This window comes from Pseudomonas sp. PvP100, assembly GCF_017833055.1.
GTDB classification, from domain to species: domain Bacteria; phylum Pseudomonadota; class Gammaproteobacteria; order Pseudomonadales; family Pseudomonadaceae; genus Aquipseudomonas; species Aquipseudomonas syringae.
The window spans coordinates 1-22815 of the sequence record NZ_JAFIBO010000001.1; the positions used below are offsets into that span (position 1 = coordinate 1).

21 protein-coding genes are annotated in these 22815 nt (G+C 59.1%); 16 read left to right on the plus strand and 5 right to left on the minus strand.

Annotated elements, in window-relative coordinates; genetic code table 11:
- From JOE39_RS00005 to purT, 3 genes are all read left to right on the plus strand, one after another.
- Nucleotides 1–371, plus strand: a 371-nt coding sequence (locus JOE39_RS00005; RefSeq protein WP_210080206.1) for a transposase, incomplete at its 5' end; no start/stop codon positions are given.
- A gap of 193 nt (nucleotides 372–564) precedes the next feature.
- Nucleotides 565–1032, plus strand: coding sequence for a preQ0 transporter (locus JOE39_RS00010; RefSeq protein WP_003391204.1), 468 nt, complete (start codon nucleotides 565–567; stop codon nucleotides 1030–1032).
- A gap of 103 nt (nucleotides 1033–1135) precedes the next feature.
- Nucleotides 1136–2317 carry a formate-dependent phosphoribosylglycinamide formyltransferase gene (purT, locus tag JOE39_RS00015; protein ID WP_024664774.1) on the plus strand — a complete coding sequence of 394 codons (1182 nt, stop codon included), beginning with the start codon at nucleotides 1136–1138 and terminating at the stop codon, nucleotides 2315–2317.
- Nucleotides 2318–2401: 84 nt separating this feature from the next.
- On the opposite strand, the gene JOE39_RS00020 is transcribed toward purT, so the two are convergent.
- The 3 genes from JOE39_RS00020 to ccsA all read right to left on the minus strand — a co-directional run bounded on the left by JOE39_RS00020 (nucleotide 2402) and on the right by ccsA (nucleotide 5943).
- On the minus strand, nucleotides 2402–3712 hold the full coding sequence (locus tag JOE39_RS00020; protein ID WP_096133411.1) for an MFS transporter: 1311 nt from the start codon (nucleotides 3710–3712) through the stop codon (nucleotides 2402–2404).
- 158 nt (nucleotides 3713–3870) lie between these two features.
- Nucleotides 3871–5118 carry a transporter associated domain-containing protein gene (locus tag JOE39_RS00025; RefSeq protein WP_003314221.1) on the minus strand — a complete coding sequence of 416 codons (1248 nt, stop codon included), beginning with the start codon at nucleotides 5116–5118 and terminating at the stop codon, nucleotides 3871–3873.
- Nucleotides 5119–5130: 12 nt separating this feature from the next.
- Complete coding sequence (ccsA, locus tag JOE39_RS00030; RefSeq protein WP_003314223.1) at nucleotides 5131–5943, minus strand: cytochrome c biogenesis protein CcsA; 813 nt, start codon at nucleotides 5941–5943, stop codon at nucleotides 5131–5133.
- A gap of 213 nt (nucleotides 5944–6156) precedes the next feature.
- On the opposite strand from ccsA, the gene ffh reads away from it, so the two are divergent.
- From ffh to JOE39_RS00085, 11 genes are all read left to right on the plus strand, one after another.
- On the plus strand, nucleotides 6157–7533 hold the full coding sequence (gene ffh / locus JOE39_RS00035) for a signal recognition particle protein (RefSeq protein ID WP_003314224.1): 1377 nt from the start codon (nucleotides 6157–6159) through the stop codon (nucleotides 7531–7533).
- Between the two features lie 247 nt (nucleotides 7534–7780).
- Nucleotides 7781–8038, plus strand: a complete 258-nt coding sequence (rpsP, locus tag JOE39_RS00040) for a 30S ribosomal protein S16 (RefSeq protein ID WP_002552521.1) — start codon at nucleotides 7781–7783, stop codon at nucleotides 8036–8038.
- 5 nt (nucleotides 8039–8043) lie between these two features.
- On the plus strand, nucleotides 8044–8583 hold the full coding sequence (gene rimM / locus JOE39_RS00045; RefSeq protein WP_210078071.1) for a ribosome maturation factor RimM: 540 nt from the start codon (nucleotides 8044–8046) through the stop codon (nucleotides 8581–8583).
- A gap of 5 nt (nucleotides 8584–8588) precedes the next feature.
- Nucleotides 8589–9341: a tRNA (guanosine(37)-N1)-methyltransferase TrmD gene (trmD, locus tag JOE39_RS00050; RefSeq protein ID WP_002552523.1), complete on the plus strand. Its 753-nt coding sequence runs from the start codon at nucleotides 8589–8591 to the stop codon at nucleotides 9339–9341.
- A gap of 44 nt (nucleotides 9342–9385) precedes the next feature.
- Complete coding sequence (gene rplS, locus JOE39_RS00055) at nucleotides 9386–9736, plus strand: 50S ribosomal protein L19 (RefSeq protein WP_002552524.1); 351 nt, start codon at nucleotides 9386–9388, stop codon at nucleotides 9734–9736.
- A 103-nt stretch (nucleotides 9737–9839) separates the two neighbouring features.
- Nucleotides 9840–10736: a site-specific tyrosine recombinase XerD gene (gene xerD / locus JOE39_RS00060; protein WP_003391200.1), complete on the plus strand. Its 897-nt coding sequence runs from the start codon at nucleotides 9840–9842 to the stop codon at nucleotides 10734–10736.
- Nucleotides 10737–10881: 145 nt separating this feature from the next.
- Entirely contained in the window at nucleotides 10882–11622 is a 741-nt protein-coding gene (gene dsbC / locus JOE39_RS00065) for a bifunctional protein-disulfide isomerase/oxidoreductase DsbC (RefSeq protein ID WP_010416035.1), read from the plus strand.
- A 136-nt stretch (nucleotides 11623–11758) separates the two neighbouring features.
- A complete protein-coding gene (locus tag JOE39_RS00070; protein WP_003314229.1) occupies nucleotides 11759–13063 on the plus strand; it encodes a homoserine dehydrogenase in 1305 nt (434 codons plus the stop codon).
- 98 nt (nucleotides 13064–13161) lie between these two features.
- The gene (gene thrC, locus JOE39_RS00075) at nucleotides 13162–14571 is read left to right on the plus strand and encodes a threonine synthase (protein ID WP_210078069.1); all 1410 of its coding nucleotides are present in this window, start codon (nucleotides 13162–13164) and stop codon (nucleotides 14569–14571) included.
- 120 nt (nucleotides 14572–14691) lie between these two features.
- The gene (locus JOE39_RS00080) at nucleotides 14692–18321 is read left to right on the plus strand and encodes a transporter substrate-binding domain-containing protein (protein ID WP_245227460.1); all 3630 of its coding nucleotides are present in this window, start codon (nucleotides 14692–14694) and stop codon (nucleotides 18319–18321) included.
- Nucleotides 18322–18352: 31 nt separating this feature from the next.
- Nucleotides 18353–19714: an EAL domain-containing response regulator gene (locus JOE39_RS00085; RefSeq protein ID WP_044311842.1), complete on the plus strand. Its 1362-nt coding sequence runs from the start codon at nucleotides 18353–18355 to the stop codon at nucleotides 19712–19714.
- On the opposite strand, the gene JOE39_RS00090 is transcribed toward JOE39_RS00085, so the two are convergent.
- A complete protein-coding gene (locus tag JOE39_RS00090; protein WP_057405593.1) occupies nucleotides 19687–20349 on the minus strand; it encodes a response regulator transcription factor in 663 nt (220 codons plus the stop codon). The genes JOE39_RS00085 and JOE39_RS00090 overlap by 28 nt on opposite strands.
- A 289-nt stretch (nucleotides 20350–20638) precedes the next feature.
- Here JOE39_RS00090 and JOE39_RS00095 point away from each other — a divergent pair, with 289 nt between their 5' ends.
- Nucleotides 20639–20935: a DUF3509 domain-containing protein gene (locus JOE39_RS00095; RefSeq protein ID WP_003314237.1), complete on the plus strand. Its 297-nt coding sequence runs from the start codon at nucleotides 20639–20641 to the stop codon at nucleotides 20933–20935.
- Between the two features lie 171 nt (nucleotides 20936–21106).
- Here the strand turns inward: JOE39_RS00095 and JOE39_RS00100 are convergent, their stop codons facing one another.
- Nucleotides 21107–21946, minus strand: a complete 840-nt coding sequence (locus tag JOE39_RS00100; RefSeq protein ID WP_044311841.1) for a TIGR02285 family protein — start codon at nucleotides 21944–21946, stop codon at nucleotides 21107–21109.
- Between the two features lie 325 nt (nucleotides 21947–22271).
- On the opposite strand from JOE39_RS00100, the gene JOE39_RS00105 reads away from it, so the two are divergent.
- Complete coding sequence (locus JOE39_RS00105; RefSeq protein ID WP_003314240.1) at nucleotides 22272–22814, plus strand: YaeQ family protein; 543 nt, start codon at nucleotides 22272–22274, stop codon at nucleotides 22812–22814.
- Nucleotide 22815 lies beyond the last annotated feature (1 nt).

Sequence of the window (22815 nt, forward strand, 5' to 3'; positions counted from 1 at the left end):
ACCGCTGTATGAAAGTAGAAGGGATCGGCTTTCTGACTGCAGCTCGCTTGGTCACTTCTTTTCAGCGAGGCGAGTTCAGCGGAGCGAACGCCTTTATCGCGTTTCTTGGGCTGGACCTGAGAGTATCCAAATCAGGGCAAAGTGATGGACCTCGTCGATTGACCAAACGCGGCGATCCAGAAGCCCGACGGTTGCTGCACAACGCGGCTATGTCCGGGAGCCGTACGCCGGCCTGGAAGCCTTTTTATGAAGAGCAGAGAAAGCGTGGCTTTAGTACAACTCAAGCGCTGGTCATGCTCTCCCGAAAGTTGGCTCGAGTAGTCTTCGCTCTGTTAAAGAACCAGAGCGAATATCAAACAAAAGTGGCTTGAGGGCTTTCCCAAAACCATAGAATCTCCTACAGGGGGTATCCGCGAGCTTTTGTAGGAGCGAACTTGTTCGCGAAGAGGGTGGTGCAGTCGATGCATTTCCTGCGTCAGAAATAATGCTTTCGTTTTCGCTTGGGCGCGGCTCTTGTCCGCGTTTGCTATCATTGCCGCTCGCTTGCACAGGCCCAAACCCTCTATGCTTTTCCTGATCGCCTACATCAGCAGTGTCGTGCTGATCAACTTCGCCTTTTCCAGTGCGCCGCATCTGGACATGATCTGGTCTGCCTGGGGCGGGTTGGTGTTCGTGTTGCGGGACATGGTGCAGATTCGCTTTGGCCACGGCGCGATCATTGCCATGCTGGTGGCGCTGGTTCTGTCATATGTCACCAGCGACCCCACCATCGCCCTGGCCAGCGCTACGGCGTTCGCGGTTTCCGAATGCATTGACTGGCTGGTGTTCAGCATTACCAGACGCCCGTTACGTGATCGGTTGTGGATCAGCTCGGCACTCAGCATTCCACTGGATACCTTTATCTTCTTCGGCATGATCGACGCCCTGACGGCGCCGGTCGTGCTCACCGCGCTGGCATCGAAGTTCGCCGGCGTTACCATTGTCTGGATGATCATGGCCTGGCGGGCGCGCAACAGTGCCTGTCCAGGCTGAGCGCCCATTTGCCGGGGCTTCGTGGTAAATTGCGCGCCTTTCTTCACAGCGGTTGCTTGCATACGGCGGGCAGCCCTCGACATCTGCTTCACGAGGACCTGAGATGACTCAAATCGGAACTCCACTGTCGCCCACCGCGACGCGCGTACTGTTCTGCGGCAGCGGCGAACTGGGCAAGGAAGTCGTGATCGAGCTGCAGCGCCTCGGCGTTGAAGTGATCGCTGTTGACCGTTACGAGAACGCGCCGGCCATGCAGGTCGCTCATCGCAGCCATGTGATCAACATGCTCGACGGTGCGGCACTGCGCGCAGTCATCGAGGCCGAGAAGCCGCATTTCATCGTTCCGGAAATCGAAGCCATCGCCACCTCGACGCTGGTCGAGCTTGAGGCCGAAGGTTTCACCGTGATCCCGACCGCACGTGCCGCGCAGTTGACCATGAACCGCGAAGGCATTCGTCGTCTGGCAGCCGAAGAGCTGAAGCTGCCGACCTCGCCTTACCACTTTGCCGACACCTTCGAGGCGTACAGCAAGGCGGTCGAAGACCTCGGTTTCCCGTGTGTGGTCAAGCCGGTCATGAGTTCTTCGGGCAAAGGGCAGAGCCTGCTCAAGAGCACCGATGACGTACAGAAAGCCTGGGATTACGCGCAAGAGGGCGGTCGCGCTGGCAAGGGGCGCGTCATCGTCGAAGGGTTCATCGACTTCGATTACGAAATCACCCTGCTGACCGTGCGTCACATCGGTGGCACCACGTTCTGCGCGCCGGTTGGGCATCGTCAGGAAAAGGGCGACTATCAGGAATCCTGGCAGCCGCAGGCCATGAGCCCGGTTGCACTGGCAGAGTCCGAGCGGGTTGCCAAGGCGGTGACCGAGGCATTGGGTGGGCGCGGGATGTTTGGCGTCGAACTGTTTATCAAGGGCGATCAGGTGTGGTTCAGCGAAGTCTCGCCGCGCCCGCACGACACCGGTCTGGTGACACTGATTTCTCAGGACCTGTCGCAGTTTGCTCTGCACGCGCGCGCGATTCTTGGCCTGCCGATTCCGTTGATCCGCCAGTTCGGCCCGTCGGCTTCGGCAGTGATTCTGGTCGAAGGCCACTCCACGCAAACCGCTTTCGCCAACCTCGGCGCTGCACTGGCCGAGCCTGATACTGCATTGCGTTTGTTTGGCAAGCCGGAAGTCAACGGTCAACGGCGCATGGGCGTTGCCCTGGCGCGTGACGAGTCCATCGAAGAGGCCCGGGCCAAAGCGACCAGGGCATCGCAGGCGGTAAACGTAGAACTGTAGGGGCGCAGCGGTAAGCCTCAAGCCTCAAGCTACAAGAAAGAGCACCACGCTTTTTCTTGAGGCTTGCAGCTTGCAGCTTGCAGCTCAAAGCTCTCTATCTCTCGTCTCTTTCAGGCTCAACACCGCCAGCACGCTGATCAGCGCTGCTGCAGACACATACCCGCCCACCCAACTCAGGCCACCCATCGCCACCAGTTTCTGGGCGAAGAAGGGGGCGACCGACGCTCCGACGATTCCACCCAGGTTGTAGGCCGCCGATGCCCCGGTGTAGCGGACCTGCGTTGGGAACAGCTCCGGTAGCAGCGCGCCCATCGGGGCGAACGTGATGCCCATCAGAAACAGTTCGATGCACAGAAACAGCGCCACAGCCCAGGTGCTGCCGTGGGTCAACAGCGGCTCCATGGTGAAACCTGACAGGATCGCCAGCACACCACCCGCAATTAACACTGGCTTGCGCCCGAAGCGATCACTCGCCAGTGCGGCCAGTGGTGTTGCCGCCGCCATGAAAAGCACCGCAAAGCACAGCAGCCCCAGGAATGTCTCACGGGTATAGCCCAGAGTGGCCACGCCGTAGCTCAACGAAAACACCGTTGAGATATAAAACAGCGCGTAGCAGACCACCATCGACGCTGCACCGAGCAGCATGGGTTTCCAGTGCTGGCTGAAGGTCTCCACGATTGGCAGGCTGACCCGTTGGTGACGAGCCATGGCCTTGGCGAACACGGGTGTTTCTTCCAGCTTCAGGCGCACGTAAAGCCCGACCATGACCAGTACGGCACTGAGCAGAAATGGAATCCGCCAGCCCCACGAACGGAACTGCTCGTCATCCAGGGTCATGGCCAGCGCCAGAAACAGGCCGTTGGCGGCGAGGAAGCCGATCGAAGGGCCCAGTTGCGGAAACATGCCGAACCAGGCGCGCTTGCCTTTCGGGGCATTCTCGGTCGCCAGCAGCGCCGCGCCACCCCATTCGCCACCCAGGCCAAGTCCCTGACCGAAACGCAGCACACATAACAGAATCGGCGCCCATGCCCCGATCGTCGCGTAACCGGGTAATACGCCGATCAGCGTGGTGCAGATACCCATCAACAGCAGCGAGGCCACCAGCGTCGACTTGCGTCCGATCCGGTCGCCGAAGTGACCGAACAGCGCCGACCCCAGGGGGCGAGCGAGAAAGGCGATGCCGAAGGTCAGAAATGACGACAGCATCTGGGCGGTGCCCGAGGTCTGTGGGAAAAATACCGGACCGATCACCAGAGCGGCGGCGGTGGCATAAACGTAAAAGTCGTAGAACTCGATGGCTGTGCCGATGAAGCTGGCCGTAGCGACGCGGGTTGTCGAATTCACCGGATTTGCGGGCGCGTCTTGGTCTTCGCGAGAGAGCAGGGTGCTGGTCATGCGGATTTCCTGACAGTCGACTCGCCGGTCGGCAACGACCGTACTCCGGCAAGCGTGCATTTATTGTGATTGTGGTTACAGCGTCGAGCAGATTAACCCGAATGGGTCGAGAGGCAAGGGCGGTGCAGGAATCTATTTGAAGGCAGACAGCTATTTAGCTATTTGAAGGTGCGGACCAGCGTGTTCTGCCACATGGCGACACGCTTGACGCGGTTGTCCTCGGTCTCGAGGATTTCCAGTCGGTAAGGTCCTATCTTCAAGCACACCGGAGCGTCCGGGATGGTCTCGAGTGCTTCGGTAACCAGCCCGTTGACAGTTTTCGGACCGTCTGAGGGCAGGTGCCAGCCAAGGCTCTTGTTCAAATCGCGGATGGACGCTGCGCCTTCGACTTCCAGACGCCCGTCGTCCTGTTGTTTGACGTGCGGGTTATCCAGTCGCTGCTCGCTTTCGAACTCGCCGACAATCTCTTCGAGAATATCCTCGAGGGTGACGATGCCCAGCACTTCGCCGTATTCATCGACCACCACGCCGAGACGCCGTTGCTGTTTGTGGAAATTCAGCAACTGCAACTGCAACGGGGTGCTTTCCGGCACGAAATAAGGCTCGTAGCAGACCGCCAGCAACTGCTCCTTGGTCAAGGTGCCCTTGGGCAGCAGGTGGCTGATGTCACGGGTATTGATGACGCCTTGCACCTGATTGATGTCGTTGTGATAAACCGGCAGGCGCGTGTGCCGTGAAATGATCAGGCGCTCGATGATCATTTCCATGGGGTCATCAAGGTTGACGCCGTCCACTTCGTTGCGCGGGATCAGTATGTCATTGACCGTAATGCTGTCCAGCGCACGAATCCCTGAGAGCACGCTGGCGCGTGGCGAATATTCCTGGGCAGCATCGTTGCGTGGAGTGTTTTGCGTATCGTCTTCGAAGGCCTGATCCTGCTGCTGTACAGCACGTGACAGGAAGGGGCGCAGCAGCGTCTTGGCCAGAACATTGAACACGTAGGCCAGCGGCCAGACGATCTTCATCGGAATGCGCAGCACACTGTTGCCCAGCAGCAGTGTCGAGACGGGGTGGCGGTTCGCCAAGCGACGCGGCATGTATTCAGCGAAGACCAGCATGACGCTCATGGTAGCGAGCCAGGCCACGGTCGGACCGTTGTAGAACCAGTAATTGGCGGCGATAAGCGTCGCGATGACGGTGATCAGTACCCTGATCAGGGTATTGCCCAGAATCAGACTGTTCAGGTTGAACGCCAGCTCGGGGAGCGGCGCCGACTTTTCCGGGCGGCTGGCGGCGCGCATCGCCTTGACCTGATGATGAGCGGCCTCGACCGCGGTCAGCAGGCCGGCCCACAGCAGCAGTAGAGCGAGGACACCGAGCAACGGGCCCAGGGGCAGATTATCCATGATCAGGGCCCGTCAGATGTGCAGGATGAATTCGCGTACCAGCTTGCTGCCGAAATAGGCGAGCATCAGCAGGCAGAAGCCGCCCAGGGTCCAGCGAATAGCCTTGTGCCCACGCCATCCAAGGCGGTTACGGCCCCATAGCAGCACACTGAACACGATCCAGGCCAGGCAGGCCAGCAGGGTCTTGTGCACCAGATGCTGGGCAAACAGGTTTTCGACGAACAGCCAGCCGGAAATCAGCGACAGCGAGAGCAACGACCAGCCAGCCCACAGGAAGCCGAACAGCAGGCTTTCCATGGTTTGCAACGGCGGGAAGTTCTTGATCAGCCCGGAAGGGTGCTTGTGCTTGAGGCGATAGTCCTGCAACAGCAGCAGCAATGCCTGGAATGCAGCAATGGTAAACATCCCGTAAGCCAGCAGCGACAGCAGGATGTGGCTGAGTATGCCGGGCTCTTCCATAATCGGCTGCACGGTGCCGCTAGGGGCGAACTGGGCGAGCAATACAGTAACCATGCCCAGCGGGAACAACAGCACCAGCAGGTTTTCCACCGGGATGCGCGACGTGGCGATCAGGGTGACGACGATCACCGAAGCCGCGATAAGGCTGGCGGAGTTGAAAAAGTCCAGGCCAAGGCCGACCGAGTGCGTCAGTTGGGAAAACAGACCAATGGCATGTGCGATGACCGCCAGCGTACCGAGCAGGCAAAGCAGCCGCTTGTCGGGCTTGACGGCCTGGCTCAGGCGCAGGCTCTGATAGACGGTCGCAGCGGCATAAATGATGGCGGCGGCGAGGCTGGGAAGCAGGCTGGGTGGCAAAGGGGACATAGATCCTGATGGACGGGCCTGAAAAGACGCTGAGTTTGGCATAGAACCGGTAAATCACGAAAGACCACAGAAGCAGTCTGCGTGGTGTCCGTGCGACGGAGTCTTCGCTATAATCTGCGACCTGCTCAAGCCGCAGGCTCGCCGAGCGCCATTTCTGCATTACGGGCCGGGCCGCATCAACCGGGGTTCGACGAGAGCCTGAAAGGATCGCGCATGTTTGAAAATCTGACTGACCGCCTCTCGCAGACGCTGCGCCATGTTACTGGCAAGGCCAAGCTGAACGAGGACAACATCAAAGATACCTTGCGCGAAGTGCGTATGGCGTTGCTCGAAGCCGACGTCGCCTTGCCGGTGGTCAAAGACTTCGTCAACAACGTCAAGGAACGCGCCGTCGGCACTGAGGTGTCGCGCAGCCTGACCCCGGGTCAGGCGTTCGTGAAGATCGTCCAGGCCGAACTCGAAAGCCTGATGGGTGCGGCCAACGAAGACCTGGTGCTCAACGTCACGCCGCCTGCCGTCATCCTGATGGCGGGTTTGCAGGGGGCGGGCAAGACCACCACTGCCGGCAAGCTGGCGCGCTTCCTTAAAGAGCGCAAGAAGAAAACCGTGATGGTGGTGTCGGTCGACGTTTATCGTCCCGCGGCCATCAAGCAGCTCGAAACCCTGGCCAACGACATCGGCGTGACGTTCTTCGCCTCCGACATCAGCCAGAAGCCGGTGGACATCGCCCAGGCGGCCATTAAAGAAGCCAGGCTCAAGTTCATTGACGTGGTCATCGTCGACACTGCCGGTCGTTTGCACGTCGATGTCGAGATGATGGGCGAGATTCAGGCGCTGCACGCGGCGGTCAAACCGGCCGAGACGCTGTTCGTGGTCGATGCCATGACCGGCCAGGATGCTGCCAACACCGCCAAGGCCTTCGGTGACGCACTGCCGCTGACCGGCGTGATCCTCACCAAGGTCGACGGTGATGCGCGCGGTGGTGCGGCGTTGTCGGTGCGTGCCATTACCGGCAAGCCGATCAAGTTCATCGGTATGGGCGAGAAGAGCGACGCGCTGGAGCCGTTTCACCCGGACCGCATCGCGTCGCGCATCCTCGGCATGGGCGATGTGCTCAGCCTTATCGAGCAGGCCGAACAGACCCTCGACAAGGACAAGGCCGACAAGCTGGCGAAAAAGCTCAAGAAGGGCAAGGGCTTCGACCTCGAAGACTTCCGCGACCAGCTGCAGCAGATGAAGAACATGGGTGGCCTTGGCGGCCTGATGGACAAACTGCCGAGCATCGGCGGCGTCAACCTGTCGCAGATGGGCAACGCCCAGGGCGCAGCGGAAAAACAGTTCAAGCAGATGGAAGCCATCATCAACTCGATGACCCCTGCCGAGCGCCGTGATCCGGATCTGGTCAGTGGTTCGCGCAAGCGCCGCATTGCGATGGGTTCGGGCACTCAGGTTCAGGACATCGGGCGTCTGATCAAGCAGCACAAGCAGATGCAGAAGATGATGAAGAAATTCTCCGCTAAGGGCGGAATGGCCAAAATGATGCGCGGCATGGGTGGAATGTTCCCCGGCGGCGGCATGCCAAAAATGTAATTGCGTCGCGTGCAAGAGGCTTTGCACGCGTCCCATCTGGGGGGTGACCCCCAGTCAGCCCGCACTATGCGGGCTTTTGCCGGCTGTCATACCGACAGCTCCCTCGCAAATCTGGAAGGCATGCCGATAGGCGCCGGAAAAAGACATTTGCAAAAGTCGGGATATTCCTTAGAATATGCGGCCTTTCGGGCACCTATGCCCGCTGTGCATCTTAGATTTGCAGCACCGACTACAGGAACGATGTTCAATGCTAACCATCCGTCTTGCCCTTGGCGGCTCCAAAAAGCGCCCGTTTTACCACCTGACCGTAACCGACAGCCGCAACGCTCGTGACGGTTCCCACAAGGAACAGGTTGGTTTCTTCAACCCGGTTGCCCGTGGTCAGGAAATCCGTTTGTCCGTTAACGAAGAACGCGTCAACTACTGGTTGAGCGTGGGTGCACAAACTTCCGAGCGCGTTGCCCAGCTGCTCAAAGAGCACAACAAGACCAAGGCCGCGGCCTGAGTCTTATGAGCGCGACGCCTGCATCTGCCGACGATCTGATCGTCATTGGCAAGATTTACTCGGTTCATGGCGTTCGCGGCGAAGTGAAGGTTTATTCCTTTACTGATCCGATTGGAAACCTGTTGGACTACAAAACCTGGACGCTTCGGCGCGAAGGCAGCGTTGATAAACAGGTGGAGCTGGTCAGCGGACGCTTGCAAAGCAAGTTTCTGGTCACAAAGCTCAAGGGTCTCGATGATCGTGAAGAAGCACGTCTTCTGTCCGGTTACGAAATCTGCGTGCCGCGTAACCTGTTCCCTGATCTGGACGATGGCGAGTACTACTGGTACCAGCTTGAAGGCCTGAAGGTCATCGACCAACTCGGGCAATTGCTCGGGAAAATCGATCACCTGCTCGAAACCGGTTCGAACGATGTAATGGTTGTAAAGCCCTGCGCGGGTAGCCTGGATGATCGTGAACGCCTGTTGCCCTATACAGAGCAATGCGTGTTGGCAATCGATCTGGCTGCTGGCGAGATGAAGGTGGATTGGGACGCGGACTTCTGAATGCCATGGCCAGCCTGCGCATAGAAGTCATCAGTCTGTTTCCCGAGATGTTTTCCGCCATCAGCGAATACGGCATTACCAGCCGTGCGGTGAAACAAGGGCTGTTGCAGCTCACTTGTTGGAATCCGCGGGATTACACCACTGATCGCCATCACACTGTGGATGATCGCCCATTTGGCGGTGGTCCGGGCATGGTGATGAAGATCAAGCCCCTTGAAGATGCTCTGGTTCAGGCCAGGCAAGCGGCAGGGGATGCGGCGAAGGTGATTTACCTGTCGCCACAAGGCCGCCAGCTGAATCAGTCTGCGGTACGCGAACTGGCGCAGGAGGAAGCGATTATCCTCATCGCCGGTCGTTATGAAGGCATTGACGAGCGTTTTATTGATGCTCATGTCGATGAAGAGTGGTCGATTGGTGACTATGTTCTTTCCGGTGGCGAGCTGCCGGCGATGGTCCTGATTGACGCGGTTACGCGGCTGCTGCCTGGAGCTTTAGGGCATGTGGACTCCGCGGAGGAAGATTCCTTCACGGACGGTCTGCTGGATTGCCCGCATTACACCCGACCTGAGGTGTATGCGGATCAGCGTGTTCCCGACGTGTTGCTAAGTGGCAATCACGCGCACATCCGGCGTTGGCGTTTACAGCAGTCCCTTGGGCGGACCTATGAACGACGCGCTGATCTTCTGGAAAGCCGCTCGCTTTCTGGAGAAGAGAAGAAGCTGCTGGCGGAATACATCCGCGAGCGGGACGATAGTTAACGTATCGATGGTCGATCCAGACGGATTACCTTAGGAGCACCAGCATGACTAACAAAATCATTCTTGCCCTCGAAGCAGAGCAGATGACCAAAGAGATCCCTACCTTTGCACCAGGCGACACCATCGTCGTCCAGGTTAAAGTGAAGGAAGGCGACCGCGCTCGTCTGCAAGCATTCGAAGGCGTTGTAATTGCCAAGCGTAACCGTGGCGTGAACAGTGCTTTCACTGTTCGTAAAATCTCCAACGGCGTTGGCGTTGAGCGTACTTTCCAGACTTACAGCCCGCAAATCGACAGCATGGCTGTGAAACGTCGCGGTGACGTTCGCAAGGCCAAACTGTACTACCTGCGTGACCTGTCCGGTAAAGCAGCGCGCATCAAGGAAAAACTGTCCTGATACAGTTTTTCGATGCATAAAAAAGGCAGCCTCAGGGCTGCCTTTTTGCTGTCTGTTGTTTGATGATTCATCCCTTGTCTACCGACACATGCACTGAGTGAACATGGCTGCCATCGACCACCCGCTGATTGACCGGTTTCTGGACGCGCTCTGGCTTGAGAAGGGGCTGTCCGACAATACCCGGGATTCTTACCGCAGTGATCTGGCGCTGTTCAACGGCTGGCTGCAGGAGCGCAACGTTGACCTGATCAGTGCCGGGCGCGAAGTCATCCTCGATCATCTTGCCTGGCGCGTTGAGAATGCCTACAAGCCTCGCTCCACGGCGCGTTTCCTGTCCGGCGCACGTGGCTTCTACCGCTATCTGCTGCGCGAAAAGCTGATTTCCGTCGATCCTACCCTGCAGATCGACATGCCTCAGTTGGGCAAACCGTTGCCCAAATCGCTTTCCGAAGCCGATGTCGAAGCATTGCTTGCTGCTCCCGACCTGAGCGAACCCATCGGCGAACGTGACCGCGCCATGCTTGAGGTGCTGTATGCCTGCGGTCTGCGCGTGACCGAACTGATCAGCCTGACCCTGGAGCAGGTCAATCTGCGTCAGGGCGTGCTGCGCGTGATGGGCAAAGGCAGCAAGGAGCGACTGGTGCCCATGGGCGAAGAGTCCATCGTCTGGGTCGAGCGTTACCTGCGCGGTGCCCGCGACGAGTTGCTGGGCGGAAAGCCCAGCGACGTACTGTTCCCCAGCACCCGCGGCGACCAGATGACCCGCCAGACTTTCTGGCACCGTATCAAGCATCAGGCGACGGTTGCCGGCATCGGCAAATCCCTGTCACCGCACACCCTGCGCCATGCCTTCGCCACCCATCTGCTCAATCACGGCGCTGACTTGCGTGTCGTGCAGATGTTGCTCGGGCACAGCGATCTGTCGACGACCCAGATCTACACCCATGTGGCGCGGGCGCGGTTGCAGGAATTGCATGCCAAGCATCATCCGCGCGGTTGATTCACGACGTATTTTGCGAAGCTTCTTACGTCGCTCCGAGTCGGCCCCGCGAGCCTTATGTGGTAGGCTTTGCCGGTTTCGCCTATCAAGGCTGGCACGCCTTTTTTCGACAGTTGCCAGCCTGTCCGCCGTCATAGGAGTTTTCATGCGTTTGCCACAGATTTTCGCTGCCGCCGCTTTGATGCTGGCCGGCACCTTCAGTATCTCTGCCCTGGCGGATGCAGCCCCCGATCAGGCCATCCGCAAGACGCTCGACTCGCTGGAATTGCAGCTGCCGGTCGAGAGTATTTCGCCGAGCCCGCTCAATGGCCTCTATGAAGTGAAGCTCAAGGGCGGCCGCGTCCTGTACGCCAGCGCCGACGGTCAGTTCGTGGTGCAGGGTTACCTGTTTCAGGTGCAGAACGGCAAGCCGGTCAACCTGACCGAGAAGACCGAGCGTCTGGCCATTTCCAAGACCATCAATGCCATTCCTGCTTCCGAGATGGTGATCTATCCGGCGGTGGGCGAGACCAAGTCGCACATCACGGTATTCACCGACACCACCTGCCCGTATTGCCACAAGCTGCATCAGGAAGTCGCTCAGTTGAACAAGATGGGTGTCGAAGTCCGTTACCTGGCCTTCCCGCGTCAGGGGCTTGGCTCTCCGGGTGACGAGCAGTTGCAGGCCGTCTGGTGCTCCAAGGACCGCAAAGGCGCGATGGACCGCATGGTCGATGGCAAGGACATCAAGGCCGCCAAATGCGACAATCCGGTCAGCAAGCAATATGAGCTCGGCCAGTCGATCGGCGTCAACGGCACGCCTGCGATTGTCCTGGCCGACGGTCAGGTGATTCCGGGCTATCAGCCTGCGGCGCAGGTTGCCAAGCTGGCACTGGGCGCCAAATAAGCCGGTGTTTTCAGACGCGCCTTGTGCAGACAGGGCGCAAGCAGCCGGAGTGTCGTCAAAATTTCAGCCGCATGGCGCCATGCGGCCGTTTTTCCACAGCCGATTCAGGTTCGGCTGTTTTTCGGGGAGTTCATCAGTGAAACCGGTCAAAGTAGGCATATGTGGGCTGGGTACTGTCGGTGGCGGTACTTTCAACGTACTTCAGCGTAACGCCGAGGAGATTGCCCGCCGTGCCGGGCGTGGAATCGAAGTTGCGCAAATTGCGGTTCGTACACCAAACCCCAATTGCCAGATTACCGGTACGCCGACCACCAGCGATGTGTTTGCCATTGCGACCAACCCTGAAATCGACATCGTCGTGGAACTGATCGGCGGCTATACCGTTGCCCGCGACCTGGTGCTCAAGGCCATCGAAAACGGCAAGCACGTGGTGACCGCCAACAAGGCGCTGATCGCTGTGCATGGCAACGAAATCTTCGCCAAGGCGCGTGAGAAGGGCGTTATCGTCGCTTTTGAAGCAGCTGTTGCAGGTGGTATTCCGGTCATCAAGGCCATCCGCGAAGGCCTGTCGGCAAACCGCATCAACTGGGTTGCCGGCATCATCAACGGCACTGGCAACTTTATCCTCACCGAAATGCGCGAGAAGGGCCGTACGTTCCCGGATGTGCTGGCTGAAGCTCAGGCGCTGGGTTATGCCGAGGCCGACCCGACATTCGACGTCGAAGGTATCGACGCAGCGCATAAGCTGACCATCCTTGCCTCCATTGCCTTCGGCATTCCGCTGCAGTTCGACAAGGCCTACACCGAAGGCATCACCAAGCTGACGACTGCAGACGTCAATTATGCCGAAGCGCTGGGCTATCGCATCAAGCACCTGGGCGTTGCACGCAGCACGTCTCAAGGCATCGAACTGCGCGTACACCCGACGTTGATCCCGGCCGATCGCCTGATCGCCAACGTCAACGGCGTCATGAACGCTGTGATGGTCAATGGCGATGCGTCTGGCTCGACGCTGTTCTACGGTGCAGGTGCCGGCATGGAGCCCACTGCATCTTCGGTGGTGGCCGATCTGGTCGATGTGGTTCGTGCGATGACCTCCGACCCCGAAAATCGCGTGCCTCATCTGGCCTTCCAGCCAGATTCGTTGTCCGCCCACCCGATCCTGCCGATCGAAGCCTGCGAGAGCGCCTATTACCTGCGCATTCAGGCCAAGGATCACCCGGGCGTGCTGGCTCAGGTCGCGAGCATCCTGTCCGAGCGTGGTATCAACATCGAATCGATCATGCAAAAGGATGTCGAAGAACACGATGGCCTGGTGCCGATGATCCTGTTGACACACCGGGTAGTGGAGCAGCGTATCAATGACGCCATTCAAGCCCTGGAAGCCCTGCAGGACGTGGTTGGCCCGGTGGTTCGTATCCGCGTCGAGCACCTTAATTAACATCAACTGCAAGCTCTCAGCTCCAGGCTGCAAGCCGGTCGTTTCGACCTTGCAGCCTTGGAGCCCTGGCTTTCAGCACAGACCAAAGGTTTGATCCCATGCGCTATATCAGTACTCGCGGCCAGGCGCCGGCCCTGAATTTCGAAGACGTGCTGTTGACTGGTCTGGCCAGCGATGGCGGCCTCTACGTGCCGGAAAACCTGCCGCGCTTCACACAGGAAGAGATCGCTTCGTGGGCAGGTCTGCCTTATCACGAACTCGCCTTCCGGGTGATGCGCCCCTTCGTGGCTGGCAGCATCCCGGATGCCGACTTCAAAAAGATTCTCGAAGAGACCTATGGCGTGTTTGCCCACAGTGCTGTTGCGCCGCTGCGCCAGCTGCAAGGCAACGAGTGGGTGCTCGAACTGTTCCATGGTCCGACACTGGCCTTCAAGGACTTCGCACTGCAACTGCTTGGCCGCCTGCTCGACTACATTCTGGCCAAGCGTGGCCAGCGTGTCGTGATCATCGGCGCGACCTCGGGCGACACCGGTTCTGCGGCAATCGAAGGCTGCCGTCGCTGCGATAACGTCGACATTTTCATCCTGCACCCGAACAACCGGGTATCGGATGTACAACGTCGGCAGATGACCACCATCTTCGGCGACAACATTCATAACATTGCAGTCGAAGGCAACTTCGACGACTGCCAGGAAATGGTCAAGGCCAGCTTCGCTGACCAAAGCTTCCTGAAGGGCACACCGCTGGTCGCGGTCAACTCGATCAACTGGGCGCGGATCATGGCCCAGATCGTTTACTACTTCCACGCGTCGCTGCAGCTGGGCGGACCTGCGCGTTCGGTATCGTTCTCGGTACCGACCGGTAACTTCGGCGATATCTTTGCCGGTTATCTGGCGCGCAACATGGGGCTGCCGATCAACCAGTTGATCGTCGCCACCAACCGCAACGACATCCTGCACCGCTTCATGAGCGGCAATCAGTACGTCAAGGAAACGCTGCACGCCACGCTGTCGCCTTCCATGGACATCATGGTGTCGTCCAACTTCGAGCGCCTGCTGTTCGACATGCACGGTCGTAACGGCGCTGCCATTGCCGAGTTGATGAGCACGTTCCGCCAGGGCGGCGGTTTCAGCGTCGAAGAAGAGCGCTGGACCGAGACCCGCAAACTGTTCGATTCGCTGGCGGTCAGTGATGAAGACACCTGCACGACCATCGCCGAAGTGTTCGCCAGCACCGGCGAGTTGCTCGACCCGCATACTGCTATCGGGGTGAAGGCTGCGCGCGAATGCCGCCGCAGTCTGGACACGCCGATGGTGATTCTGGGCACGGCGCATCCGGTCAAGTTTCCGGAGGCGGTGGAGAAAGCCGGTGTAGGAAAAGCGCTTGAACTGCCTGCACATTTGTCTGATTTGTTCGAGCGGGACGAGCGCTGTACGGTTCTGCCAAATGACCTGAAAGCCATACAGGCGTTTGTCAGCCAGCATGGTAATCGCGGTAAACCGCTCTGACAGAAGCGTCGTGTAACAACTTTAGGCCCGCCATCTGGCGGGCCTTTCTGTTTCTACGTGCCAAACTTCGCTGGTTTTTCGAACCATAGAGTTGAGTCATTCGTAGTGAAGCAGGCAAGTATGCAGAGCGTAGTCAGGGAGGCAGGCAGTACATCGGGATGCAGCGCATGGCGCAAGGTATGGGTATTGCTGGCGCTGATTTTTGCCGGAGCAGCCAATGCGGCGCAAAGCTTGCCGTTTTCACTGACAGCCCCTTTTGTGGTTTCCGCGGATCTGGCGCTCAAAGATCAGGACCGTGCCTGGCTCGACCAGCGCAAGGTACTTCGGGTCGGCATTGCGATCGCAGACTACGAGCCGATCGATATCACCAGTGATCGCAACCGTTATCAGGGCATCAGTGCCGATTACCTGGGGTTGGTCAGCGACCAGTTGAACCTCCCGGTGCAGGTCACCGGGTACGCCAAGCGTGACGAGGCTATCGAAGCGCTTCGCGGCGGCAAGATAGACCTGCTGACCAGTGCCAATGGTTTCGAGCGGGGTGTGAAGGGGCTGTCCTTCTCAACCGAATACATGCCCGATCGATCGGTAGTCGTTGGCCGCGGTAACGATCTGAGCCCGCCGTCGAGCCTGGCTGGCAAGAAGGTCGTGCTGCTTGACGGCTATGCCGATTCGGAGGTGCTGCACCGCGTTTATCCCGACAGCCAGATCATTATTGCGCCTAACCTCTACAGTGCTCTGGAAGCCTTGAGTCAGGGTGAAGTGGACGTTTTCATCGGCAACGAAGTCATAGTCCGTGCCTACACCGCCCTGCGGCCCTACCTCGGTTTGCAGATCAAATTCGAAAGTCGTTTGCCCCCGGTGGGGTTTTCCTTTGCGGTGCGGGGTGACGAGCAGCGCTTGCTGACCTTCATCAATCGCGCCCTGGACAGCATTGCACCCTCGACCAGTCGTGAAGTGCTCGGCCGCTGGACTATGGGGCTGGGCGCTGACGTTGAAGGACAACGCATTCGCCTCACCAGTGCCGAGCGACGCTGGCTGCTCAAGCATCCGAGTGTGACCATCGCGACCGTGCAGCACCCACCGTATATCTACAAAGACAAGAACGGCCACTGGGTGGGGTTGAACGCAGATGTGCTGTCACGTATCTCGCGTATGACCGGCTTGCAGTTCGTCCATCAGGAACTGCCCTCCACGCAGCTGAGTATCGACATGCTGCGCGCCGGTCAGGCCGACATGAACACGACGCTCGCGGAAAATACCGAGCGCCGACGGTTCCTGGATTTTACCTATTCGTTCGGCGGCAATAGCTGGATGTTCGTAGTGCGCTCCGACCGCTCGTCGCACATATCGCTCGACAGTCTGACCGGGAAAGTACTGGCACTGCCGGCCAGGCATGCGCTCGAGGACCTGATCAGGCGCGAGCACCCCTTGATCCAGCTGCGTCTGGTGGACACCTACGATCAGGCCCGTGCGCTGGTGGAAAGTGGTGCCGCCGACGCGACCATTCAGAATGAAGTGGGGGCTTACCTGTTTCCGTCCGGACAACTGAAAGTTGCCAGAAGTGTCGAAGGCCAGTGGTCGCCCGACAGATTTTCAGTGATCAAGACTCAGCCCGAACTGCTGGGGATTCTGAACAAGGCGCTGGAGGAGTTTCCGGTGGCCGAGTTGCGCTCGATCCGTCTGAAGTGGCTGGGCTCGGCGCTGCCTCAGCCGTCGCTCTGGGGGCGCATACCGCCGTGGGTGTTCTGGGTCGTGTCTCTGGCTTTGCTGATCGGGCTGGTGTCGCTGACCTGGAGCAGTCGCCTCAAGGTACAGATTCGCCAGCGCCAAAGGGTGCAAAGGCAGCTCAATGATCAACTGGCCTTTAAACACGCTCTGCTCGACGGTATCCCCAATCCGATTTATGTGCGCGATCTCAAAGGGCGCCTGATTTCCTGTAACCGTAGCTACGAGCAGAGCCTGGGCATCAGTTTCGAACAGATGAATGGCCGACGCCTCACGGATGTCAATCTGATCCCGCGTGCGTTGGCCGAGCAGATGCATACCGATTACCTCACTCTGCTGGAGAATCATCAGCCGGTCTTTTCTGATCGCACCATCGAACTGCCGGGCAAACGTATGGACGTCTGGCAATGGACGGTGCCTTTCTTCGCTGCCGATGGACAGTTGCAGGGGCTGCTCGGCGGCTGGATCGATATCACAGAGCGCAAGCAACTGGAACAGCAGCTTCAGGAAGCCATGCGCCTGGCCGATCAGGCCAATGAGGCAAAAAGTGCTTTTCTGGCCAGCATGAGCCATGAAATTCGCACGCCGATGGGGGCAATCATTGGTTTGCTGGAACTGGAATGCGAACAAGCCTTGCGCCTGGGCAAGATTCCATCGCAGGGCCTGCAAGTGGCTCACCGCTCGGCTACGGAACTGGTCGCGCTGATTGGCGAAAGTCTTGATCTGGCCAGAATCGAAGCGGGCGGCATGCAGTTGTCACTGGCTGTGACGTCCCTGCAAGAACTTTTCGACGGCGTGATTGAGCTTTTTTCCGCGCAGGCTGGGGAAAAGGGCGTGGAACTGCGCCTGGAATTCTCCGGGCAGGCGCGCGGCGACTACTGGCTGGATCCCTTTAGATTGCGTCAGGTGCTGCATAACGTGCTGGGCAACGCCTTGAAGTTCACCCGGCAAGGTGCGGTAGTCGTGACGCTCGACGTGACCCATGACTCGCCTGAGTCCACGCGTGTGCGCATTGTTATTCAGGACAGCGGCGAAGGTATCGATCCGCAGCGTCAGCAGCAGGTATTTCAACCTTTCACCCAGGCAAGCGATGACACGGCCGCACACTACGGAGGCAGCGGGCTGGGGTTGAGTATTACCCGGCAACTGGTGGAGCTGATGAAGGGCGACATCAGCCTGCACAGCGAGCCGGGCAAGGGGACCCTGGTCACCATCGATCTGCCGTTGACCAGGGTGAGCGAGCCGGTTTTGCCCGCGGACGATGTAACGGATGTGCTTGTCGACACGCGTAGCCTTCATCTGTTGGTGGTTGATGACATGTCCGCCAATCGTCTGGTGTTGACCCGGCAGCTGGAGTTTCTTGGCCATCAGGTAACGGCTATCGAAGACGGCAAGGCGGCGTTGTCGAGCTGGTGCGAAGGTGTGTTCGACGCGGTCATCACCGACTGCAATATGCCGGGTATCAGCGGCTATGCATTGACCCAGGCCATTCGCCAGATCGAAGAGAAAGAGCAACGTCAGCGCTGCCCGGTGATCGGCTGTACCGCCAACGCAATGAGTGACGAGGCGGCACGTTGCGAGCAGGCAGGCATGGATGGCCTGCTGATCAAGCCGCTGTCACTGGCGCGTCTGGCCCATGAGTTGGCGGATCGGGTACGTGAACCGACGTTCGACATCGGCACGCTACAAACCATGACTCAGGCCAACCCGCAACAGATGCAACGGTTGCTAAGCGAATTATGGAAGAACCTCAGGCATGAGCACGCGTTGCTGGAGCCCGCGGTGTCGGCCAGTGACTGGGAGACCCTGAGCGCCTGTCTGCATCGGCTCAAGGGCGCTGCGAGTCTGGTTGACGCAGTGCCGCTTGCCAAGGCCTGTGCCGCGCTGGACGACAGTGTTCGGCTGCAGAGCACGGCCAGCCTGGCCGAACGCTGGCAGGCACTGGAAGTGGCCATGACCGGTCTGCGCGCGGATATCGAATTGCAACTGGTGGCCGTGCCCGAGCCCGCAGGGCCAGGCAATTGAATCCAGCGACACAGTGTGGCGGGTTTAGGACATGTCCTATGGGGCGGATGTCCGGGACGAGCTACAGTTGGCGTTATCCCGGGCCGATGGCTCTGACTCCGCAGGCGTGATCGTGCACTCACTCAAGGTTCTCATTCTCGAAGACCATCCTTTCCAACTGATGGCTCTGCATCAGATGCTCAACGCCAATCAGGTGTTCGATGTGCTGGCGGCCGACAGCGTCGAGGTCGCCAGGCTTTCCCTGCAAAGCCGCGGCCCTGTCGACATCGCGATCTGTGACTTGCAGATGGAAGGGCCTGATGGTCTGGAGCTGATCCGCTTCATGGCTGAGAACGGCCTGGCGCGCGCGCTGATCATTGTCAGCTGTTCTGCCGCCTGCGTGTTGGAAGGGGTGGCGCAACTGGCGCTCGCCCAAGGCCTGAACGTTCTGGGCTACATGCAGAAACCGGCCTCCGCGGGGGCGTTGTACGAGCTGCTCGAGGCGTATGGACCCGGCCGCTCAGACTGTATAGAGCAGGCAGCGTCGGGCAGCACGTTCAGCGCTCTTTGCGCCATCGAATTGTTTGACCCGACCGGCAGCGGACCGATAGACGTGGCGTCCATCGCCGAACAATGGATCACCTATTTTCAACCCAAGGTCAGTCTGCAGGGCGAGTTGCTGGGCGCCGAAGCGTTGGTTCGCTGGCAGCATCCGGTGTACGGCCTGCTGGCACCCGGGCGATTTATCGAGGCCATCGAGGCTGAAGGACTCACCGTTGCGTTGACCTGGCGGGTGCTTGATCAGGCGCTGCAGTTTTCTGCGCAGGCCATGCGCGAGCAGGGTAAGGCGCTGTCGGTTGCCGTCAACATTGACCCACAAGTGCTGCAACAGCTGGATTTCGCCGAGCAGATCACGCAAGCGCTTGCCCGTCATGGCGTGCCGGCCACCGCGCTGACCCTGGAAATTCTCGAGCAGGACGCCGCGCGCCCGGAAACCTGGCAGCTCGAAGGCCTGCTGAGGTTATGCATGCAGGGCTGCAAGTTGTCTATCGATGACTTTGGTATGGGCGCCTCGAATATCGACCGTCTTCTGCAATTACCTTTCAGCGAGCTGAAAATACCGACCGAGTTCGTGCGCGGCATGGCCGACGACGCGCGTAAATCGGCGGTGGTGGCCGGTGCCTTGCTGATGGCGCAGAGGCTGTCGATGTCGGTCGTGGTTGAAGGTGTCGAGACGATTGAAGACGTCCACAGTCTGCTGGCGTTGGGCGACCCCGCCATTCAAGGGTATTTCATCGCTCGCCCGATGTCGGCCTCGGCGTTCATGCGCTGGGTCGCCGAGCGTGACAGCGGCCACCTGCACGCCGTTTGCAGAGACGACCCGCTTCAGGACATGCCGCTTTCCTGCAAATAAATGAACAGGGCTGCGTCATTGGCCAGTCCGAGCTTGCGCATGGCGGCGACTTTCTGAGCGCTGACGGTCTGTTTGCTGCGATTGAGTTGCGCAGCGATCTGGCCAACCGTATGGCCCGCCGAGAGCAGGCGTAACACTTCCAGCTCCCTTGGCGACAAGCGATCTGCCGGCAGTAGCGCATCGGGGCCATGCTGACGGGCTTCGCTCAGCACGCTGCGTACCGAATCGGCGACAAAAAGCTCACCGCGCCTGACCCCCTTGATGGCAGCAGGCAGCTCTCCGGCAAGGCTGGCCTTGCTCAACAGACCTCGGACATCCAGGTCGAGCATGGACTGAAACAGTCCGGCATTGCTCAGGGTTGTGACAACGATCACCGGCAGCGTCGGAAAGTCCCGGCGGATGCGCTGCAGCAGACGCAGGCCATCGTTCTGCCGTTCGACGGGCATCATGAAGTCGGTCACCAGCACATCGCATGCGTGGCGTTCGAGTGCCTGGAGCAGTTCGTCCGGATTGCAGGCCTCGGCGACGACGCTGGCCAGATTGTCCTGCTCCAGGACGACGCGCAGGCCGATGAGAAAAATCGGGTGGTCATCAGCCACGATGACCCGCAGCGGGCGATCAGCGGACTCGCTCAAGAGGTGGCTCCGTGAAAAAGGCTATACGGGTATTGCACGCGCTGGAGGTGTTTAGCGCAGTGATCAAGAGCATAGGCACCTTGTAGGACGCGTAGCGAAATTATGTTGGATTCTTCCTACAAGCTCGCTTTCTGTTGTCATTGGCGTCCGGTTTTTTCCTTGTCACATTCAACAGGCATGCTCGAAATGACAGACAGGTGCTGCGATTCGGCGATAGAAAGAACTTTCTGCTGTCGCCGATGGTCATTGGTTAGCACCTTTGCATTCAAACTGTTGAGTGGTGATCCGGATGGAAAATATCAGCTTACTGCTAAGCGAAGCGCTGGCTCCCTATCAGGCCAGTATTGGCCCGGCCGGCTCTCGGGGCGAACGTCTGGTGACTCTGAAAGACAAATCGGGCACCAGTGTGATCGAACGCGCATTTGGCGCTGATCAACTGAGCGACAAGCGTCAGCTCACCGACGTGGTAGACGGTCTGCGCCGCGATCTGATGGTTGCGGAGGGTCGAATCGAACCCTGCGTCATTGCCGCCATGCGCAATGCTGCAATCAGCCGCACGTTTGTCGGCACTCCATCATTTGCTTAACAGTTGCTTAACCGACGTCTCCGATACCGGAACCTGACGGGTTCGCTGCACTCCTATCGATTACGTCAGGTTTGATCATTGTGCTCCGGTGATCAAGGGCTGACGTACTGACCACAATGGTCATGTTTACCCCGAGCAGGTCCCCCTCTGCCCGGGGTTTCTTTTGTCTGATCATTCCTTGTCCAGCAGTGCCTTGACGTCCTCCAGGTAGCCGGCCCGTTGCGCAGGCTCCAGCCACTGCGCATAAAAGCCCATCAGGCTGGTTTCGCGCAGCACGCGCATCACGCGGTTGACCAGTGCGATGGCCTGCTCGCCCTCGGGCGAGCTGCTGCAGCTGACGTAGACGAACTGGTATGCAGGATTGCCCTTGATCGGCAAGAAGGCCAGTTCCTCCGGCCTTATGCCTTGTTGCATGGCATGATAGCGCGCCTCCGGCCAGAAGCTGATAAAGGCTTGCAGACGCTCCAGACGCTCCATTTGCAGCAGGCTGCCGACGGCATCGTTACCGTAGTGCGGGACGAGGGTGCCCTCATCGACGTCGTGCAACGTGTGGTCGATCATCTCTCCGTAGCTGCGTTCGGCAACGATGCCCAATTTGATCGTCCGGCTGGCCATCAAGGCCGCGACGTCGATTTTTCCGTCCTCGACGTAGGGCTCGAACTTCGACATTTCCTCCTTGCGCACAATCAGACCGCTGCTGAGGATGGCGCCGATCGGTATGGAAAAAAGCAGGGTTCTGGCTCTTTCTGCCGTCCACAGCATGGTGGGATCACAACTGAGAGACGTGTCGTCGCTCAGCATTTGCAGAGCCCTGGCGCGGTTGACCCGCATCAGCACATGATCGTATTCGGGCATTTGCGCGGTCAGCAAGGGCATCAGCTGATCAATTGCTCCTTGCCCGCGCATGGATCCGGAAAAAATCGTCGAAGGAGGGATGTCGCGCATCAGCCAGGTCAGCGTCTCCCTGGCCTGGCTGACACACGGCATGGCAGCCAGCGACAGGGCGAGCATCAATCGAGCCGTTGTACAGTACGAGGCAGGAAGGGGCATTCGCGGGTGTCATCCTCGAAAAGGGTTCAACAGTCTGAGGTGGGGTTGGCAGCTCTTTGAATGGCGCTGCGCCAGTGGCGTCACATTCAGGTGCCCCGGTTGGGAGTCCGGGTGCTCGCCGCATATCGTCAATAGCACAGATATGTATCAGAAATTTGTTTCAAACTATCGATTTTTGTTCGTCCTGCAAATGGGGGGCAAACACATCCTTGCGCGAGCAAGTTCGTTCACAGGCCCGGCATCGGGTAGACTTGCCGTCTTCCCTCCAGACTCTAGAAGCCCGTTCATGGCCCAGCCGTCCACGACCTACAAATTCGAACTCAACCTCACCGACCTTGATCGCGGCGTGTACGAGAGCGTCAAGCAGACCATCGCCCGCCATCCTTCGGAAACCGAAGAGCGCATGACCGTGCGTCTGCTGGCCTATGCCTTCTGGTACAACGAACAGTTGTCGTTCGGTCGCGGCCTGTCTGATGTCGACGAGCCCGCTCTGTGGGAAAAAAGCCTGGATGACCGGGTTCTGCACTGGATCGAAGTGGGCCAGCCGGACGCCGACCGACTGACCTGGTGCTCGCGCCGTACCGAACGCACCAGCCTGCTGGCCTACGGCAGCCTGCGCGTCTGGGAAGGCAAGGTCATCCCGGCGATCAAGAACCTGAAAAACGTCAATATCGCCGCCGTCCCGCAGGAAGTGCTGGAAGTGCTGGCCAAGGATATGCCGCGGGTCATCAAGTGGGATGTGATGATCAGTGAAGGGACGGTGTTCGTCACTGACGACCGCGGCCAGCATGAAGTCCAGTTGCAATGGCTTGCGGGCGAGCGCGGCTGAC

Bases quoted from the DNA above. Each gene is read 5' to 3' on its own strand.
- ccsA (WP_003314223.1), bottom strand. From the start codon at position 5,943: ATGTCCCCTTTGCCACCCAGCCTGCTTCCCAGCCTCGCCGCCGCCATC.
- JOE39_RS00080 (WP_245227460.1), top strand. From the start codon at position 14,692: ATGCAGAGCGTAGTCAGGGAGGCAGGCAGTACATCGGGATGCAGCGCA.
- JOE39_RS00105 (WP_003314240.1), top strand. From the start codon at position 22,272: ATGGCCCAGCCGTCCACGACCTACAAATTCGAACTCAACCTCACCGAC.
- trmD (WP_002552523.1), top strand. From the start codon at position 8,589: ATGGCCAGCCTGCGCATAGAAGTCATCAGTCTGTTTCCCGAGATGTTT.
- JOE39_RS00010 (WP_003391204.1), top strand. From the start codon at position 565: ATGCTTTTCCTGATCGCCTACATCAGCAGTGTCGTGCTGATCAACTTC.
- JOE39_RS00025 (WP_003314221.1), bottom strand. From the start codon at position 5,118: ATGGATAATCTGCCCCTGGGCCCGTTGCTCGGTGTCCTCGCTCTACTG.
- JOE39_RS00100 (WP_044311841.1), bottom strand. From the start codon at position 21,946: ATGCTCGCCCTGTCGCTGGCTGCCATGCCGTGTGTCAGCCAGGCCAGG.
- thrC (WP_210078069.1), top strand. From the start codon at position 13,162: ATGCGCTATATCAGTACTCGCGGCCAGGCGCCGGCCCTGAATTTCGAA.
- JOE39_RS00085 (WP_044311842.1), top strand. From the start codon at position 18,353: ATGTCCTATGGGGCGGATGTCCGGGACGAGCTACAGTTGGCGTTATCC.
- dsbC (WP_010416035.1), top strand. From the start codon at position 10,882: ATGCGTTTGCCACAGATTTTCGCTGCCGCCGCTTTGATGCTGGCCGGC.
- xerD (WP_003391200.1), top strand. From the start codon at position 9,840: ATGGCTGCCATCGACCACCCGCTGATTGACCGGTTTCTGGACGCGCTC.
- ffh (WP_003314224.1), top strand. From the start codon at position 6,157: ATGTTTGAAAATCTGACTGACCGCCTCTCGCAGACGCTGCGCCATGTT.
- purT (WP_024664774.1), top strand. From the start codon at position 1,136: ATGACTCAAATCGGAACTCCACTGTCGCCCACCGCGACGCGCGTACTG.
- JOE39_RS00020 (WP_096133411.1), bottom strand. From the start codon at position 3,712: ATGACCAGCACCCTGCTCTCTCGCGAAGACCAAGACGCGCCCGCAAAT.
- JOE39_RS00095 (WP_003314237.1), top strand. From the start codon at position 20,639: ATGGAAAATATCAGCTTACTGCTAAGCGAAGCGCTGGCTCCCTATCAG.
- rimM (WP_210078071.1), top strand. From the start codon at position 8,044: ATGAGCGCGACGCCTGCATCTGCCGACGATCTGATCGTCATTGGCAAG.
- rpsP (WP_002552521.1), top strand. From the start codon at position 7,781: ATGCTAACCATCCGTCTTGCCCTTGGCGGCTCCAAAAAGCGCCCGTTT.
- rplS (WP_002552524.1), top strand. From the start codon at position 9,386: ATGACTAACAAAATCATTCTTGCCCTCGAAGCAGAGCAGATGACCAAA.